This is a genomic window from Catenuloplanes japonicus, assembly GCF_000717135.1.
Lineage (GTDB): Bacteria > Actinomycetota > Actinomycetes > Mycobacteriales > Micromonosporaceae > Catenuloplanes > Catenuloplanes japonicus.
Window position 1 is genome coordinate 120,906 of the sequence record NZ_JNXY01000012.1, and the last position, 16,522, is coordinate 137,427.

16 protein-coding genes are annotated in these 16,522 nt (G+C 73.7%); 4 read left to right on the forward strand and 12 right to left on the reverse strand.

Going from position 1 to position 16,522, the window contains the following annotated elements:
* Nucleotides 1–8: 8 nt before the first annotated feature.
* Genes OP04_RS19200 through OP04_RS19220 form a run of 5 tightly spaced genes read right to left on the reverse strand, consistent with a single transcriptional unit; the run spans nucleotide 9 to nucleotide 5,325 of the window.
* Nucleotides 9–1,001 (reverse strand): proline racemase family protein, encoded by a 993-nt coding sequence (locus OP04_RS19200; RefSeq protein ID WP_033341116.1) that lies wholly within the window; start codon nucleotides 999–1,001, stop codon nucleotides 9–11.
* Nucleotide 1,002: 1 nt separating this feature from the next.
* Entirely contained in the window at nucleotides 1,003–1,935 is a 933-nt protein-coding gene (locus tag OP04_RS19205; RefSeq protein ID WP_033341117.1) for a dihydrodipicolinate synthase family protein, read from the reverse strand.
* Nucleotides 1,932–3,593 carry an FAD/NAD(P)-dependent oxidoreductase gene (locus OP04_RS56465; protein WP_269746686.1) on the reverse strand — a complete coding sequence of 554 codons (1,662 nt, stop codon included), beginning with the start codon at nucleotides 3,591–3,593 and terminating at the stop codon, nucleotides 1,932–1,934. Before OP04_RS56465 ends, OP04_RS19205 begins: the two co-directional genes overlap by 4 nt.
* A complete protein-coding gene (locus tag OP04_RS53465) occupies nucleotides 3,590–4,135 on the reverse strand; it encodes a (2Fe-2S)-binding protein (protein WP_157240042.1) in 546 nt (181 codons plus the stop codon). The genes OP04_RS56465 and OP04_RS53465 overlap by 4 nt, the downstream gene beginning before the upstream one ends.
* Nucleotides 4,132–5,325, reverse strand: a complete 1,194-nt coding sequence (locus OP04_RS19220) for an NAD(P)/FAD-dependent oxidoreductase (RefSeq protein WP_033341118.1) — start codon at nucleotides 5,323–5,325, stop codon at nucleotides 4,132–4,134. Before OP04_RS19220 ends, OP04_RS53465 begins: the two co-directional genes overlap by 4 nt.
* A gap of 138 nt (nucleotides 5,326–5,463) precedes the next feature.
* On the opposite strand from OP04_RS19220, the gene OP04_RS19225 reads away from it, so the two are divergent.
* Nucleotides 5,464–6,615, forward strand: coding sequence for an aminotransferase class V-fold PLP-dependent enzyme (locus tag OP04_RS19225; RefSeq protein WP_051798300.1), 1,152 nt, complete (start codon nucleotides 5,464–5,466; stop codon nucleotides 6,613–6,615).
* Between the two features lie 205 nt (nucleotides 6,616–6,820).
* Here the strand turns inward: OP04_RS19225 and OP04_RS19230 are convergent, their stop codons facing one another.
* A complete protein-coding gene (locus OP04_RS19230; protein WP_085066580.1) occupies nucleotides 6,821–7,777 on the reverse strand; it encodes an NmrA family NAD(P)-binding protein in 957 nt (318 codons plus the stop codon).
* A 111-nt stretch (nucleotides 7,778–7,888) separates the two neighbouring features.
* Between OP04_RS19230 and OP04_RS19235 the strand changes: the two genes are divergently transcribed.
* On the forward strand, nucleotides 7,889–8,350 hold the full coding sequence (locus OP04_RS19235; RefSeq protein WP_033341120.1) for a MarR family winged helix-turn-helix transcriptional regulator: 462 nt from the start codon (nucleotides 7,889–7,891) through the stop codon (nucleotides 8,348–8,350).
* 3 nt (nucleotides 8,351–8,353) lie between these two features.
* On the opposite strand, the gene argS is transcribed toward OP04_RS19235, so the two are convergent.
* Nucleotides 8,354–10,078, reverse strand: a complete 1,725-nt coding sequence (argS, locus tag OP04_RS19240) for an arginine--tRNA ligase (protein WP_033341121.1) — start codon at nucleotides 10,076–10,078, stop codon at nucleotides 8,354–8,356.
* Nucleotides 10,079–10,121: 43 nt separating this feature from the next.
* A complete protein-coding gene (bla, locus tag OP04_RS19245; RefSeq protein ID WP_063746638.1) occupies nucleotides 10,122–10,931 on the reverse strand; it encodes a class A beta-lactamase in 810 nt (269 codons plus the stop codon).
* A gap of 135 nt (nucleotides 10,932–11,066) precedes the next feature.
* Between bla and OP04_RS19250 the strand changes: the two genes are divergently transcribed.
* Complete coding sequence (locus OP04_RS19250) at nucleotides 11,067–12,026, forward strand: LysR family transcriptional regulator (RefSeq protein WP_051798301.1); 960 nt, start codon at nucleotides 11,067–11,069, stop codon at nucleotides 12,024–12,026.
* Nucleotides 12,023–12,931 (forward strand): serine hydrolase, encoded by a 909-nt coding sequence (locus OP04_RS19255; RefSeq protein WP_033341122.1) that lies wholly within the window; start codon nucleotides 12,023–12,025, stop codon nucleotides 12,929–12,931. Before OP04_RS19250 ends, OP04_RS19255 begins: the two co-directional genes overlap by 4 nt.
* 91 nt (nucleotides 12,932–13,022) lie before the next feature.
* Here OP04_RS19255 and OP04_RS19260 read toward each other — a convergent pair whose 3' ends face one another.
* The 4 genes from OP04_RS19260 to def form a co-directional block, all read right to left on the reverse strand.
* On the reverse strand, nucleotides 13,023–13,283 hold the full coding sequence (locus tag OP04_RS19260) for a type II toxin-antitoxin system Phd/YefM family antitoxin (protein WP_033341123.1): 261 nt from the start codon (nucleotides 13,281–13,283) through the stop codon (nucleotides 13,023–13,025).
* 201 nt (nucleotides 13,284–13,484) lie between these two features.
* Nucleotides 13,485–15,044, reverse strand: a complete 1,560-nt coding sequence (locus OP04_RS19265; RefSeq protein WP_085066583.1) for an RsmB/NOP family class I SAM-dependent RNA methyltransferase — start codon at nucleotides 15,042–15,044, stop codon at nucleotides 13,485–13,487.
* The gene (gene fmt, locus OP04_RS19270) at nucleotides 15,041–15,967 is read right to left on the reverse strand and encodes a methionyl-tRNA formyltransferase (RefSeq protein WP_033341124.1); all 927 of its coding nucleotides are present in this window, start codon (nucleotides 15,965–15,967) and stop codon (nucleotides 15,041–15,043) included. The genes OP04_RS19265 and fmt overlap by 4 nt, the downstream gene beginning before the upstream one ends.
* Nucleotides 15,964–16,518, reverse strand: a complete 555-nt coding sequence (gene def / locus OP04_RS19275) for a peptide deformylase (RefSeq protein ID WP_033341125.1) — start codon at nucleotides 16,516–16,518, stop codon at nucleotides 15,964–15,966. The genes fmt and def overlap by 4 nt, the downstream gene beginning before the upstream one ends.
* Nucleotides 16,519–16,522 lie beyond the last annotated feature (4 nt).

Sequence of the window (16,522 nt, forward strand, 5' to 3'; positions counted from 1 at the left end):
GATATCTCCTAGAACTCGAATCCGGCCGGGTACGGATCGGTCGGGTCCAGCACGTACTGGCCGAAACCGGTGATCCAGGCGCGCCCGGTGATGGTCGGCAGCACCGCCCGCACGCCGCCGACCTCTGTCTCCCCGATCAGTCTGCCCGTGAACCGGCTGCCGATGAACGACTCGTTGACGAAGTCCTGGTGCAGCGGCAGTTCGCCGCGGGCGTGCAGCTCCGCCATCCGCGCGGACGTGCCGGTGCCGCACGGCGACCGGTCGAACCAGCCCGGGTGGATCGCCATCGCGTGCCGGGAGAGCCGCGCGTCCGAGCCGGGCGCGATGAACTCCACGTGGTGGCAGTGGTCCACGCCGTCGATCGTCGGGTGCTTCGGCGGGTGCTGCGTGTTGATCGCGTCCATGATCTTCAGGCCGTCAGCCAGGATCTCCTGCTTGAACGCCCGGTCGAACGGCCGCTTCAGGTCGACCATGGCGTAGAAGTTCCCGCCGAACGCGAGGCTGTAGGTGATCTCGCCCAGGCCGGGCACGTCGATCGTCTCGTCCAGGCGCTCGCAGTAGGACGGCACGTTCTCCAGCGTCACGTGCTCGGCCCGGCCGTCCGTGACCGCCACCTTCGCGACCACCAGGCCGGCCGGCGTGTCCAGCCGGATCGTGGTGACCGGCTCGACGACCTCGACCATGCCGGTCTCCACCAGCACGGTCGCGACACCGATCGTGCCGTGCCCGCACATCGGCAGGCAGCCGGAGACCTCGATGTAGAGCACGCCGAAGTCCGCGTCGGGCCGGGTCGGCGGCTGCAGGATCGCGCCGCTCATCGCCGCGTGGCCTCTGGGCTCGTTGACCAGGAACTTCCGGATGTCGTCCAGATTCTCGATGAAGTGCAGGCGGCGCTCGTTCATGGTCGCGCCCGGGATCACGCCCATGCCACCGGTGATCACCCGGGTCGGCATGCCCTCGGTGTGCGAGTCGACCGCGGAGAACATCCGCTTCGCGCGCACGTCAGGCGGCCCTGCCCGCGCGGTACTCCTCAAGGCCCTTGATCGCCCGCTCGGTGTCCGCCCGGACCTGGGACTCGTGGGCCGCGGAGAGCGCGCCGCGCGGCGGGCGGCACGGGCCGCCGTACCGGCCGACCATCTCCATGGACAGCTTGATCGCCTGGACGAACTCGACCCGCGAGTCCCAGCGGAACACCGCGACCAGCTTCCGGTACAGCTCGCGGGCCTCCGCGACCTTCCCGGCGATCATCAGGTCGTAGATCTCGACCGACTCGGCCGGGAACACGTTCGGGAAGCCGGCGAACCAGCCGACCGCGCCGTCCACCATCAGCTCGAACAGCACGTCGTCCGCGCCCGCGATCACGTCGATGTCGCAGAGCTCCTTGATCTCGAAGAAGCGGCGGACGTCGCCGCTGAACTCCTTGATCGCGGACACGTTCGGCAGCTGGGCGATCTCCGCGACCAGGCTCGGGACCAGGTCGACCTTGGTGTCGATCGGGTTGTTGTAGATCATGATCGGCAGGCCGACCTCGTTGATCTTCGTGAAGTGCTCGACGACCTGGGAGTCGCTCGCCCGGTACATGGTCGGCGGCAGCGCCAGCAGACCGTCCGCGCCGTCCTCCGCCGCCAGCTCGGCCCAGTGCTTCGCCTGGTGCCAGCCCGGCCCGTGCACGCCGGCGACGACCACGCCGCGTCCGCCCACGGTCTCCACCGCGACCTGCACCACCTTGCGGCGCTCCGCGTCGGTCAGCGCGGAGTACTCCCCCAGCGAGCCGTTCGGCCCCACGCCCCGGCAGCCGTTGCTGATCAGCCAGTCACAGTGCGCGGCGAACCGGTCGTAGTCGACCTCCAGCCCCGCCGGCGCGGCCGGGTTCTCCTTGAACGGCAGCGCGGTCGCGACGATGACCCCGCGAAGGTCGATCGGTGCGGAACTCATGACGGGTCCTCCTGGGTGCTGATACGGGTGTCCTCGGCAACGCTGCCGGTGATGTCGTGGAGCGCGGCCAGCTCCCCGAGCCGGACGGGGACGGCGATCGGCCGGCGGGCGGTCCGGCCGCCGTCGAGCAGGCCGGGGCCGGCGTCGTGGGGCGCGGAGCTGGGGTGATGCGAAGGAATGGGCGCGGCGGCCCGGTCGGCGGGACCGGCCGTGGCGCGGCCGTCCGCCACGGCCGCGGCGTGACCGGTCCCGGAGCGCCCGGTCCCGCCAGGCGGTGCCGTTCCGGGGTGACCGCCCTCGCCGATCGGTCCCGTCACGGGATGATCGGCGGGGCCGGTCCGACGGATCGCGGTCGTCAGGATCTCCTCGACGCTGCGGCCGCAGGTGCGCCCCTGGCAGATCCCCAGCCCGGCCCGGGTGGTCAGCTTCAGTGAGCGCAGGCCGCGCGACTCGGTCAGGCCCGCGACGCGGCGCAACTCGCCGGCCGTGACGTCCTCGCAGCGGCAGACCGTGGTCGTGTCGTCCAGCCAGGCCTGCCAGCCGGGACCGATGCGATGCGCGGCGGCGAGCCGCCCGGCGAACTCCCGGAACACCCGCCGGGCCTTCGCCGCCGCCGGTGGCGGATTGCCGCCCGCCGCGACCGCGCCCGCGATCTCGCCCTCGGCCAGCGCCAGGTCGACGCCGCCGATGCCGGTCAGCTCGCCCGCCGTGAACACGCCGGGCACGGACGTGCGCTGCCCGTCGTCCACGGTCACCGCGCCGTCCGGGCCGGTCGCGCAGCCCGCGGCCAGCGCCAGCTCGGTCCGCGGCAGGAACTCGTGGCTGACGCAGACCGCGTCCACCTCGATCCGGCGCTCGGTGCCGGGTTTCGGCGACCAGTCCGGGGCGAGGTCGGCCACGGTGACGGCCTCGACCCGGCCGGCGCCGTGCGCGGCGACGACCGCCGCGCCGGTCCGGTAGGGGATGCGCTTCGCCGCCAGATCACGGACGTATCCGCCCAGCTCAGCGCCCTTCTTCGCGGCGGGCAGCAGCCGCCAGGGCCTCGTGCCCCAGCCGGTGGCCAGCTGTCGCCGTCCGGCGGCCTCGACCACGCCCACCACGGTCGCGCCGGTCCTGATCAGGCTGCTGACCACCGGCAGCAGGAACGGCCCGGCGCCGGCGACCAGCACGCGGCGGCCGACCGCGACGCGCTCGCCCTTGGCCAGTGCCTGCGCGGCCCCGGCCGTGAAGACGCCGGGCAGATCCCAGCCGGGGAACGGCAGCGTGCGCTCGTGCGCGCCGGTCGCCAGGACCAGCGCCTCCGGCGCGAACGTGCGCGGCGTCCGGGCGGCGCCGTCCGGCGGCCCGATCAGCACGTGGACCAGCGGCGGCGCGTCGTCGCGGCGCTCGGCGGACCAGACGTGCCCGTGGAGCACGATCTCGCAGCCGTCGTCCGCGCGCAGCGCCGCCCGCATGGTCAGGAACGTCTGCCAGCCGTGGTGCAGCAGCTCCTCGCGCTGCCCGGCGCGGGCGTCCGGCAGGTGCCGCCAGTACTGCCCGCCGAGATCGTCCCCGGACTCGACCAGCACCACCCGGGCGCCCCGGCGTCGCGCGGCCAGTGCGGCCGCCATCCCGGCGGGCCCACCGCCGACGATCAGCACCGGCACGTGTTCCGTCACGGCGTGCCTCCCGTGCTCGTCCGCTGTGCGGGATCGTCGTCGCTCTCGCCGGGGGCGGGATCGGCCAGCGGCCCGCTGTCGGAGCCGGCCGGGTTTCCGCCGCCGGGACCGCCGTTGCGCCCGCCGGACGCGGGAGCGGGCAGCCGGCCATCGGCGAGGATCTGCGCGATGCTGTGCGCGGCACCGGCCCCACCGCCCGCGACGCTGCCGGCCGCGAGGCCGGGCCGCTCGTCGTCGCGGTCGTCCTGGAGGTCGATGACGTCGCCCTCGGCGGCACGGCGCTGGCAGGCGCGGACGTCGCGGAGGCCGTTGACCACGATCAGGCAGTCGAAGCAGACGCCGATGCCGCAGAAGACGCCGCGCGGGCGGCCGGTGCGCGGGCTCGGACGCCAGGAGAGCCGTCCGGAGGCCAGCAGCACGCCCGCGATCGTCTGGCCGGCGCGGCCGGTGACGGTCTCGCCGTCCACGGTCAGCTGGATCGCGCCGCCGTCCGCGGGCACGACCGGGTCGTGGGCGGGCGCGATCCGGTACGGACCCGTCATGCGGCGGCCCCTTCCAGGTGCGGTGTGAGGCTCGGGCGGTCCGGCCGGAACTCATGACCGAGATCATCACCGGTCGCGAGGCCCAGCAGCTGATCGTGCAGCAGGTCCGCGGTGGCGAGGCTGAGGCCGATGCCGGCGCCCTCGTGACCGGTGGCGTGCCACAGGCCGGGGAGGCGCGGGTCCTCGCCGATCACCGGGAGGTGGTCGGGGACGAACGGGCGGAACCCGCCGTACGCGCGGATCACCTGCACGCCGGCCAGGAACGGGAAGAGCAGCATCGCCTTGGCGGCGAGCGCGGCCAGCACGCGCGCCTCGATGCGGTCGTCGAAGCCGCGGCGCTCGCGGGAGGAGCCGATCAGCACGGTGCCGGCCGCGGTGGACTCGACCACGCTGGACACCATCAGGTCGGCCGCGCCGGAGCCGACCGCGCCGACGTAGTCCGCGTCGTACACCTTGTGGAACACGCGCTGCCGCATGCGCGCGGTGACCAGCACGGTGCCGCGTCGCGGGCGGACCGGGAGCGTCACGCCGAAGCGCGCGGCCACGTCGCCGGACCACGGACCGGCCGCGATCACCACGGCGTCGGCCGGGATCGGGCCGGCGCTCGTCCGTACCCCGGTGATCGTGGGTCCGGAAAGGACCGGGCCGAGTGCCTCGACGCCCTGTCTGATGCGCGCGCCGTGCCGGCGGGCGGCCGCGAGCAGCGCCTCGGTGGCGATCACGGGCTGCACCTGCGCGTCCTGCGGGTAGAGGACGGCGGCGGTCAGGTCGCGGGTGAGGTCCGGCTCCAGCTCGTGGGCGCGATGGGCGTCGACGACCTCGGCGACCACGCCGGCGGTGCGCTGCGACGCGGCGAACGCCAGCAGCGCCTCCGCCCCGGTGGCCGTGGTGGCGGCGACCAGCCCGCCCTTGTGCTCGAACTCGAGATCGGGGAACCCGGCCGGCAGCTCGTCGCGCAGTTCCTCGCGCACGCGCGCCCAGGCGGCCAGCGAGCGCTGGGTGAGCCTCAGCTCCGCGCCCGGACCCTTGTCGGAGACCAGGATGTTGCCCTCGCCGCCGGAGGACGTGCCGCCCGCGGACGCGCCGCGGTCGAGCACGGTCACGTCGCAGCCGGACCGGGCCAGCACGCGCGCGGTCGCGGCACCGACGATGCCGGCGCCGACGATGACGACCTTCAGGCGGTGGGACACGACAGTAATATGTCACATGCTTCAGCGGAGCAGAACAGCTTTCCCGGAGATAAAGTCCCGGACCCAGAACCTTGACACCACGAGGGTACGCGACCTAAGCATGATCGGACTTGTAACATTCTACTGAGTGCAGGAGCCATGGACGCCGATTGGCCGCTCTCCCCCACGCCGCTCCACCTCAACCACGGCTCGTTCGGTGCGGTGCCGCGCTTCGCACTGGACCTCCAGGCCGCGCTGCGCGACGAGATGGAGGCGGCGCCGGTCCGCTGGTTCGCCGGCCTCCCGGACCGGATCGCGACCGCACGCCTGGACGTCGCCCGGTTCCTGCACGCGGATCCGGACTCGCTCGCGCTGGTGCCGAACGCGAGCGGCGGCGCCAGCGTGGCCTTCGCCGGGCTCCCGTTCCCGCACGGCGGCGAGATCATCGTGACCGACCACGGCTACGGCGCGGTGACCATGGGCGCGGAACGCCTGGCCCGCCGCCACCACGGCAGTGTCCGCACGGTGCACGTCCCGCTGGACGCCGGCCCGTCCGAGGCAGCCGAGGCGGTGACCGGCGCGATCACTGCCCGGACCGCGCTGATCGTCGCCGACCACCTCACCTCGCCCACCGCGCGCTTCCTGCCGGTGGACCTGATCGGCCGTGCCGCCCGCGAGCACGGCATCCCGTTCCTGGTCGACGGCGCGCACGTGCCCGCGCTCCTCGACGACCCGCTGGCCGGCGTGGAGTGCGACGTGTGGGTCGGCAACCTGCACAAGTTCGGCTGCGCGCCGCGGAGCACCGGCGTGCTGATCGCGCGCGGACCGCACACGCAGGCGCTGTGGCCGTTGATCGACTCGTGGGGCGCGCCGCTGCCGTACCCCCGCAGGTTCGATGTGCAGGGCACGCTGGACGTGACCGCGCACCTGGCCGCGCCCGCCACGCTGACCGGCATCGACACGCGCTGGGGCTGGGCGGGGATCCGCGCGCGGGCGTCGGCGCTGGCCGGGACCGGCGCCGCGGTGATCGCCGAGGCGTTCACGGCGATCACCGGCGAGGACCACACGGTACGGGTCGGCATGCCCGCCGGCCCGATGCGCCTGGTCCGGCTGCCCGGCACGCTCGGCACCGGACCCGGCGCCCCGGACGCGCTGCGCGCCCGCGTGCTGGACGAGCTGGATGCCGAGTGCGCGTTCGGCCGGTTCGGCGGCGTCGGCTACCTCCGGCTGTCCGCCCACGTCTACAACACCGCGGCCGACTACGAGGAGTTCGCCGCGCGCTGCGTGCCGGTGCTGGCCGGGTGGGCCTGAGCGGTCAGGCGGAGTTCGCCGGGCGTGGCATGCCGGCGGTCAGTACGCGGCCGAGACCGTGGCGCGGATCGTGGACGCGTCCGTGAGACAGGTCAGGATGCGGTCGGCCAGGTCGGCGCGGGAGATCCGGTCACCACCGTGACGCCTGGCAGGTCCGCCGGGGTGCGGACCACGGCGGCCATATCGTGGCCGGCCGGCCCGGAGACTAGACCGTGACCGGCCACTCGTCGAGCGCGACCGGGGCCGACGGCACCTCGAAGTGGGCCGCGCCGGCACCGGCCAGATACTCCGCGACCGTGGCCGGGACCACGTCCGGATAGTCCGCGTTGCGCACGTCCGTGAGCGACGCCGACCCGTCGAACATGCCCTTCTGGTACTGCAGCGCCACGTACGTGAACGGGTTGGTCGCGGCGAACTGGCGGCGGACGATCTCGGCCTTGAGGTCGTCCAGCGAGCCCTTGCGGATCAGCGCCCACCGGCGGCCGGACGCGGCCTCGACCTCGTTGCGCAGCTCCAGCATGGACATCTGCTGGCCGACCACGTGCACGTCGCGGCCGGCGGTCCTCGGGTCGAGCGCGATGGCGGCCGTGAACGCCGCGGTGTCCGGCACCGTGGTGATGTCGATCGGGCGGGTGCCGTCGCCCCAGACCGAGAACGTGCCGGCGGCCGGGTCGAGCACCTCGTGGAACGGGCCGAGGAAGTACTCCGGGAACGCGCCGATCGCCACCGAGGTCCGGGCCACCGCGCTGGTGCGGAACGCGTCGGCGAACACGCGGCGCAGGTCGGACAGGATGTTGACGCCGTAGTCGTACCCCCAGAGGTTGATCGAGAAGTCCGAGGGGATCATGCGGTGCACGCCTGCCGTCTCGGCCGCGCGCAGCAGCTCCAGCTGCCCGTCGATGATCACGTCGGGGCCGCCCTGGACCGCGGAGACCACCACCTCCACGCCCGCCAGGTGCGGGGCGAGCGCGGCGGCGCCGTCCGTGAGGTCGCCGACGTGCAGCGTGAGGTTCTCGTGGCCGGCCACGTCGCGAAGCCGGGCGCCACCGTCCGCGGAGGACGGGCGAACCAGCGCGCGGACGGTCGCGCCGCGCTCCAGCAGGTTCTTCACGATCAGGCTGCCGAGGCTGCCGGTCGCACCCGCCACCAGTACAACAGTCATTACATACTCACTCTCGGTTCGTTTAACTGCCTGCGCAGGCAACTATATGACCGCCTGATGAGGCCGCCAACGCGACCTGGGTCACAGCCCGACGGCGGTTAGAGTGCGCTCATGACCGACGAACGTCTCTCCGACCTGGAAGAGGCGGCCTGGGGCGGCTTCCTGAACACGCACACCCGCCTGTGGCGCGTGCTGGAGGCGAGGCTGGCGCCGACCGGCGTGACCATGGCGGAGTACGACGTGCTGACCGCGCTGGAGGGCGCCGGCGACGACGGCGTGCGCATGTCAGACCTCGCGGCCCGCCGCCTGATGTCCACCGGCGGCTTCACCCGGATGGCCGACCGCCTGGAGAAACAGGGCCTGATCACCCGGCAGCGGTCGGCCGTGGACGGACGCGGGCTCAACGCGGTCATCACGCCGGCCGGCCTGGAACGGCTGGGCCGCGCCCGCCGCAGCCACCTGGAGGACGTGCGCACGCTGTTCCTCGGCCGGCTGACCTCGGCCGAGCTGCACCAGCTGAGCGTGATCTGGGAGCGCCTGGGGGACGAGGGGCACCCCCAGGCGCACTGCTGAGCGTTACATCTGGTCCGGCGCGGTGATGCCGAGCAGGTCGAGGCCCTGACAGAGCACGCGGGCGGTCAGGTCGCAGAGCGCGAGCCGGCTCTCCCGGACCTCGCCCTCGGACTTCAGCACCGGGCACTGCTCGTAGAACGTGGTGAACGCGGACGCCAGCCCGAAGAGGTAGTGCGTCAGCTTGTGGAAGTCCAGCGTGTCCGCCACCACCGCGACGACGGCGGGGAACGCCAGCAGCTCCAGCGCCAGCGCGTGCTCCGCCTTCTCCGCGACCGGGATCGTCGTCAGGCCGGCCGGTGCGCTCACCGCACCACGCCGGAAGATCGAGCGGATGCGGGCGTGCGCGTACTGCAGGTACGGCGCGGTGTTGCCGTCGAAGGACAGCATCCGCTGCCAGTCGAAGACGTAGTCCTTGACCCGGTCGTTGGACAGGTCCGCGTACTTGATCGCGCCGATGCCGACCAGCCGCGCCACCCGGTCACGCTCCGCCTCGGACAGCGCCGGGTTCTTCTCCGCCACGGCCGCGGCCGCGCGCGAGATCGCCTCGTCGACCAGGTCCGCCAGCTTGATCGTGTCGCCGGCCCGGCTGCGCAGGATCTTGCCGTCGGTGCCGAGCACCGAACCGAACGCGACGTGCTCCGCGCGCGTCGACGCGGTCAGCCAGCCGGCGGACCGGGCGGCCGAGAAGATCATCTCGAAGTGCTGCTTCTGCGGCAGGCCGACCACGTAGGCGATCCGGTCCGCGTGCAGCTCCTGCGTGCGGTAACGGATCGCGGCCAGGTCGGTGGTGCCGTAGCCGAAGCCGCCGTCGCGCTTCTGCACGATGATCGGCAGCGGCTCGCCGTCCCGGTTGACGAAGCCCTCCGGGAACACCACGCGCGCGCCGTCGCTGATCTTCAGGAGTTTCAGCTCGTCGAGTGATGCCACGACCGGGTGCAGCATGTCGTTGTAGAAGCTCTCGCCGAAGAAGTCCTTGTCGGTGAGCCGCACGCCGAGCCGGTCGTAGACGGTCATGAAGTAGCGCTCGGACTCCGCGACCAGCATCCGCCAGAACCGCAGCGTCTCCTCGTCGCCGCCCTGCAGCGCCACCACGCGCCGCCGGGACCGCTCCTGGAACGCCTCGTCCGCGTCGAACTTCGCGCGCGCGGCACGGTAGAAGCCGTTCAGGTCGCCGACGGACAACTCCTCGGCCGCGTTCGCCTCACCGATGTCGAGCAGGTGCTCGATCAGCATGCCGAACGGCGTGCCCCAGTCACCCAGGTGGTTCGCCTTGACCACGTTGTGGCCGAGCCACTCCAGCGTGCGGACCGTGGCGTCCCCGATCACGGTGGAGCGCAGGTGGCCGACGTGCATCTCCTTCGCCACGTTCGGCGCGGAGTAGTCGACGACCACGGTCTGCGGCGTCACGGCAGCCGGGATGCCCAGCCGGTCGTGGGCGGACATCCCGGCCAGCAGCCGGCCGAGCGCGCCGGCGGAGACGGTCAGGTTGATGAAGCCGGGACCGGAGATCTCCACGGTCTCGCAGAGGTCGTCCAGCCGCGCGTGCTCCACGACCAGCGCCGCCACCTCGCGCGGGTTGCGCTTGGCCTTGCGCGCGGCCGCGAGCGCGCCGTCCGCCTGGAAGTCCGCGTGCTGCGACCGTCGCAGCACCGGGTCCGCTCCCCCGTCGACGACGGCGGCGAATGCGGCGGTGAGACGGGCGTTCAGCAGCTCTTCCAGCGTTTCCATAGGTGTGCAACCTAGTCGACGCGGGCCCCCGGCACCGAATCGATTACCTGCCCAGACCCGCCACCACGGCCTCGGCCGCGTCCGCGAGCAGCGCGTTGTCGTAGGTCGCATCCGGGGTGTCGCGGGTGGACATGACCGCGATCACGATCGGCGCGCCGGACGGCGGCCACAGCACCGCGATGTCGTTGCGCGTGCCGTACCCGCCCGCGCCGGTCTTGTCGCCCACGATCCAGCCGTCCGGCACGCCCGCGCGGATCGTCGCCGCGCCGGTCGTGTTCGCGCGCAGCCAGGTGATCAGCTGCTGCCGGTCGGTCGCGCACAGCTCGCGGCCGAGCGTGTAGGCGCGCAGGCCGGTGGCGAGCGCGCGCGGCGTGCTGGTGTCGCGCCGGTCGCCCGGGATCGCCGTGTTCAGCTCCGTCTCGATCCGGTCCGCGGACGTGGTCCGGTCGCCGATCGCGCGCAGCGCCCGCTCCAGCCCGTCCGGGCCGCCCAGCTCGCGGAAGAGCAGGTTACCGGCGGTATTGTCGCTCACCGTGATCGCCGCCTCCGCGATCGCGCCGACCGTCAGGCCCTCGTCCACGTGCAGTTCCGTGACCGGCGAGTAGTCGACCAGGTCCGCGCGCGTGTAGTGCACCACGCGGTGCAGGTCCGCGTCGGAGATCCGGTCCAGCACCGCGGCCGCGGCCAGCGCCTTGAACGTGGACGCGTAGGCGAACCGTTCGTCTCCGCGGAACGTGACCGTCCGGCCGGAGCCGGTGTCGACCGCGTAGACGCCGAGGCGCGCGTCGTACCGCCGCTCCAACTGCTGATACACGGTCGTGGCGGTGGGCGTCAGGGTGACCGTCGCCAGCATCGCGGCGGTCGCCGTCACAATCTTGAACACCAGAAATCCCCCTTCGTGGGTACGAATCGACCCTCGCAGAGCCCCACCCATGCTGTCGAAGACGGAAACGCTCGTTCCCATGCTGATCTGGCATAGTGACCGCACATGGACATCGTCGCGGCCGGCCGGGCGTTCGTCGCGGTCGCCCGGCACGGCAGCTTCACGATCGGCGCGGCCGCGCTGCGCATCCCGCAGTCCGTCGCGTCCCGCCGCGTCTCCGCGCTCGAGGCGCACCTCGGCGGCACGCTGCTGGACCGGTCCGCGCGGGCGGTCGTGCCCACGCCGTTCGGCGCCGCACTGCTGCCCGCGGCCCAGCGCCTGATCCGGCTGGCGGACGCGCTGGAGCACGACGCGGAACGCGCGCGACGGCAACCGTTCCGGCTGTCCGTGCCCGCGATCTGCCCCGCGCCCGCGCTGGCCCGGCTGGTCGCGGCCGCCCGCGCGCACGACCTGCACCTGGAGGTGGGCGGCGACGGGGCCGCGCTCGCGGCCGTACCCCCTGATGTGGGGGCGTGGGTCGTTCCCCTCGGCCTGGCGTGCGTGACGGATCCGGTCTCGCACCTCGACAACCTCCGACCATCAAAATCAGATGCCGCGGGTACGGCCCGGAGGATCTGGATCCAGCCGGAGGACGACGTCCCGCACGTGCGCGACCGCCTCACCCGCCACGGCGCCGCCGCCGGCCTCCGCCCGGCCCAGATCGTGATCGCCGGGTCGCTGGTCGAGGCCGCCGCGGAGGCGCTGAGCGGGCGCGATCTGCTGCTGTGCTCGTCCGCGCAGGCCGTGTCGCTGGGACTGGGCTGGTCACGGATCGGCGAGCTGGAGCTGAGCCGCGGCTACGACGTGGTCGCGGGACCGCGGGCCGCGCTGGACCGGCTGCGCACGCTGCTGCACGACGCGGTGGGCGCGTGCCTGGGCGCGGAACCGGCGGGCGCGGGCGGGGGCGCGGAACCGGGGCTCGCGGCTGGACGTGCGGATCCGGCGCGGCCCGCCGGAACCACGGAACCGGCCCGGCCCGCCGGAAGCGCGGGACCGGGCGGCGTGGTCCGGGAGGTGACGGCGTGAGCACGGCGCGGGTGTTCCGGGAGGTGCGGCAGACGCTGGAGGACGCCGGGCTGCGCGGCGGTTTCCTGGTGCGGGACCTGCGCACCGGCGAGGAACTGGGCCTCGACCCGGACGCGGTCTTCCCGGCCGCGTCGCTGATCAAGGTGCCGCTCGCGGTCGCCGTGCTGGAACGCGCCCACCGCGGCGAACTGGACCTCTCCGTCCCGGTGACCGTGCCCGCCGACCGCGTGCTCACCCCCGGCCCGCCCGGCCTGATGCGCTTCCGGCACCCGGCCGTGATCGCCGCCGAGGATCTGCTCTACCTGAGCGTGGCGATCAGCGACGGCGCGGCCGCGGACGCGCTCTTCGCGGACACCCCGCCCGCGCTGGTCCAGGCCGAGCTCCGGCGGCTCGGCCTGGACGGCATCGCGGTCCGGCACCGCATCCGCACGCTCAACGACACGCCCGCGGACCGGCTCCCGCACGACGAGGCACACCTGGCGCACGCGCTCGCGATCGGCGCGGTCACCACCGGCCACGGCCACCCGATCCCCCAGCTGGACGTGACCCGCGCGAACGCCGGCTCGGCCCGCGCGTTCGCCGACCTGCTGGAGGCGCTGTGGACCCCGTCCGTGATCGCGCCCCCGGTCGCGGCGCGCGTGCGTGAGCTGATGGCCGGCTCCGTCCACCGCCAGCGCCTCGCCCCGGACCTGGCCTCGGACGCGTCCCGCTGGTCCTCCAAGACCGGCACCGTGCTGACCATGCGCCACGAGATCGGCGTGGTCGAACACGCGGACGGCGCCGCGTACGCGATCGTCGCCCTCACCGAGTCCCGCGTCCCCGCCGTCATCCAGCCCGCCGCCGAGTCCGCCATGGCCCACGTCGCCCGCCTCCTCCGCGACCTCCTCCGCACCGAAGGCCCCTGACCCGGCGGTCAGATCCGCGGCGTCACCGGTCTCCGCGTCGCCCGTCCCCTCCGCGCCGCAGGCTCCTGATCCGGCGGTCAGTCCGGCGACGTCACCGGTCTCCGGAGCGGCATCGGCGGGCCGCGACGCGGTCACCCGCATCCATCTCCGCGGCCCGGCGACGCAGCTCGCGACCGTTGGCGCCACGGGAGAGATACTCCGTCTCGCGCCACGTGTCGTACTCGCTCTTGAGCATCACCACCAGCGGCTCGCGGCCGTTGCGGGTGACGACGAGATCCTCCGCGTCGTTCTCGATGGCGTCGAACGCCTCGTCAAGGTTGGCGTGCAGGTCGGACGCGGAGATGACCTTCATCGTTCCCTCACTCGTCGTGCACGGCCGTGACCACCGGGCGGGTCTTGACCGTGCGGCCACGGACATGGCAGGGAGGAGCGCCAGCGACGACCGGTGTCGCCGGGAGGCCTCGGCAGGTGATGTGAGACCAACTGGGCAAAGGAAATTGATCTTGAAAAACTGCCCGGCCCCGCGAACGGGACCGGGCAACGAAAGGAGGGGTCAGGCGGTGCGGCGGAGTATCGCCAGGAACATCGCGTCGGTGCCGTGGCGGTGCGGCCAGAGCTGGACCGTCGGGCCGGCGCCGAGGCCGGGCATGCCGGCGGGGAGCAGCGGGCGCGCGTCGACGAAATCGACCGCGAGCTTGGAGCGGCGGGCCGCCTCGGTGACCGTCACCTGCGTCTCCACCACGTGCGGGGAGCAGACGACGTAGGCCACGACGCCGCCGGGCCGGACCGCCTTCAGCGCGGCGACCAGCAGCTCCCGCTGGAGGCTGGTGAGCGGCGGCAGGTCGGTGGGCTGACGGCGCCAGCGGGCCTCGGGGCGGCGGCGCAGCGAGCCGAGGCCGGTGCACGGCGCGTCGACCAGGACGCGGTCGAACGAGGCGGCGGGCAGGTCGCCGGTGCCGGCGGTACGGCCGTCGGCGACGATCGTGGTGACCGGCAGGCCCTTGGTGGCGTTGGCGACCAGGCGGGCCCGGTGCTCCGCGACCTCGACCGCGGTGACGCGGGCGCCCCGGCCGGCGGCGAGCGCGCCGAGCAGGCCGGCCTTGCCGCCGGGACCGGCGCAGAGGTCGAGCCAGTGCTCGTCCTTGCCCTCGATCGTGGCCTCGGTCAGCGCGGTCGCGACCAGCTGGGAGCCCTCGTCCTGGACGTGGACGCGCCCCTGGGCCAGCGCGGACAGGTCGCCGGGCGAGCCGCCGGCGAGGTAGACCGCGTACGGCGAGAACGCGCCGGGCGCGCCGTCCAGCTCGTCGGCCAGCGTGATCGCGTCGGCGAGGCCGGGGCGGGCGCACAGGTGGACGGGCGGGCGCTCGTTGTCCTCGGAGAGCGCGCGGGCGGTGTCGGCCATGTCGCCGCCGAGCGCCTCGGAGAACGCGCGGACGATCCACGGCGGGTGCGCGTGCGTGACCGAGAGGTTCGCGATCGGGTCCTCGTCGAACGCCGGGGCGACCTCGGCGATCCACTCGTCCCAGTTCTTCGTGGTGATCTGGCGCAGCACCGCGTTGGCGAAGCCGGCCGCGCCGGGCGCGACGGACCGGACCAGGTCGACCGTGCTGGAGACCGCGGCGTGCGCGGGCACCCGGGTGTGCAGGATCTGGTAGGCGCCGAGGCGCATCGCGTCGCGCGCCGGCGGGTCGATCCGCTCGACCTCACGGCCCGCGGCCGCCTTGATGATCTCGTCGAGCGTGCCGACCAGGCGCAGCGTGCCGTAGGTCAGCTCGGTCGCGAACGCGGCGTCGCGGCCGAACAGCCGCATCTCCTGGAGGATCTGCGGGAGCACGAGGTTCGCGTACGCGTCGTCGCGGTGGGTCGCGGCGATCGCCTCGTAGGCGGCGGACCGGGCCGGGTCCGACGGCGGGCGTCCGCCGCGCGGGGCACGGCCACCGCCGCGGGAGTCCCGCTCCTGGCCGCGGCCGTCGCCGGGGGCGGAGGAGCGGCGCGGGCGGCCGGTGTTGTGCGGCCGGTCCGCCTGGTGCTCGGACTGCCGGTCACCCGACGGGGTGGCGCGGCGCGCCCGGAAATCAGAGGAACCGGCTTGAGGCCGCTCAGGGCTGGTCACGCGAACTTCTCCCCCGTCTCGACCCGGACGCCTCGCGCCCAGTCGGTCGCCTGCATCGGCTTCTTGCCCGCGGCGCGGACCTCACCGAGTAGTACCGGCGTGGTCGCGGTTCCGACCAGCACCTGCTTGCGCTCGACCAGGAGGTCACCGGGCTCCAGCTGTGGCGCGTTCGCCACCGGCCGGACCGGGCCGAGCTTCACGCGTTCCTCGCGGAACGTCGTCCATGCGCCGGGCGCGGGCGTGCACGCCCGGATGCGCCGGTCCACCGCGAACGCGGGCTCGGTCCAGCGGATCTGTGCGTCCTCGACGCTGATCTTCGGCGCGAGCGAGACGCCGTCGGCCGGCTGCGGTTCGGCGCGGGCGGTGCCGGCCTCGATCGCGTCCAGCACGGCGACGAGCAGTCCGGCGCCGGAGCCGGCGAGCCGGTCCAGCAGGTCGCCGGCGGTGTCGGTGGGTCGGATCTCGTCGGTCAGCGTGCCGTAGACCGGGCCGGTGTCCAGGCCGGCCTCGAGCTGGAACACGCTGGCGCCGGTCACCTCGTCGCCGTGCAGCACCGCGTGCTGGACCGGCGCGGCACCGCGCCACGCGGGCAGCAGCGAGAAGTGCAGGTTGAGCCAGCCGTGCTTCGGGATCTCCAGCGCGACCGGCGGGACGAGCGCGCCGTAGGCGACGACCGGCACGCAGTCCGGCGCGATCTCCCGCAGCCGCTCCACGAATGAGGGCTCGCGCGGCTTGGCCGGGGTGAGCACCTCGATGCCGTGCTCGTCGGCCCAGGCGGCGGCGTGCGAGCGGACCAGGCGGCGGCCCCGGCCGGAGGGCGCGTCAGGCCGGGTGACGACCGCGACGATCTCGTGGTGGGACGCGGCCAGCGCGTCGAGCGCGGGCAGGGCGACGGCGGGTGTTCCCGCGAAGACGAGTCTCATCGGCCCAGGCCGAACGGGCTGGCGTGCGGGCTGACCTTGACGGTCGGCGGGCGGTCCCGGTCGTACCACTCGGCCTGGCGGATCTCCTTCATCGCGGCCTTGCGCGCGTCGGAGTCCAGCCGGTCGAGGAAGAGCACGCCGTCGAGGTGGTCGGTCTCGTGCTGCATGCAGCGTGCCATCAGCCCGGTGCCGACGATCTGGAGCGGGTCGCCGTACTCGTTGAAGCCCTTGGCCACCACGTTGAGGCGGCGCTTGGTGTCGTAGTACAGCCCGGGGATGGACAGGCAGCCCTCGGTGCCGTCCTGCTCCTCGGCGTCGGGGAACTCCAGCACCGGGTTGGCCAGGTGGCCGACCACGTCGTCGACGTCGAACGCGAAGACCCGCAGACCCACGCCGAGCTGCGGCGCGGCCAGTCCGGCCCCGCCCGCCTCCTGCATCGTCTCGGTGAGGTCCGCGACGAGCTTGCGCAGCTCTTTGTCGAAGTCGACGACGGCCTCGGCCGGCGAGCGCAGCACCGGATCCCCGAAGAGTCGGATGGGCTGGACGGTCACGCTG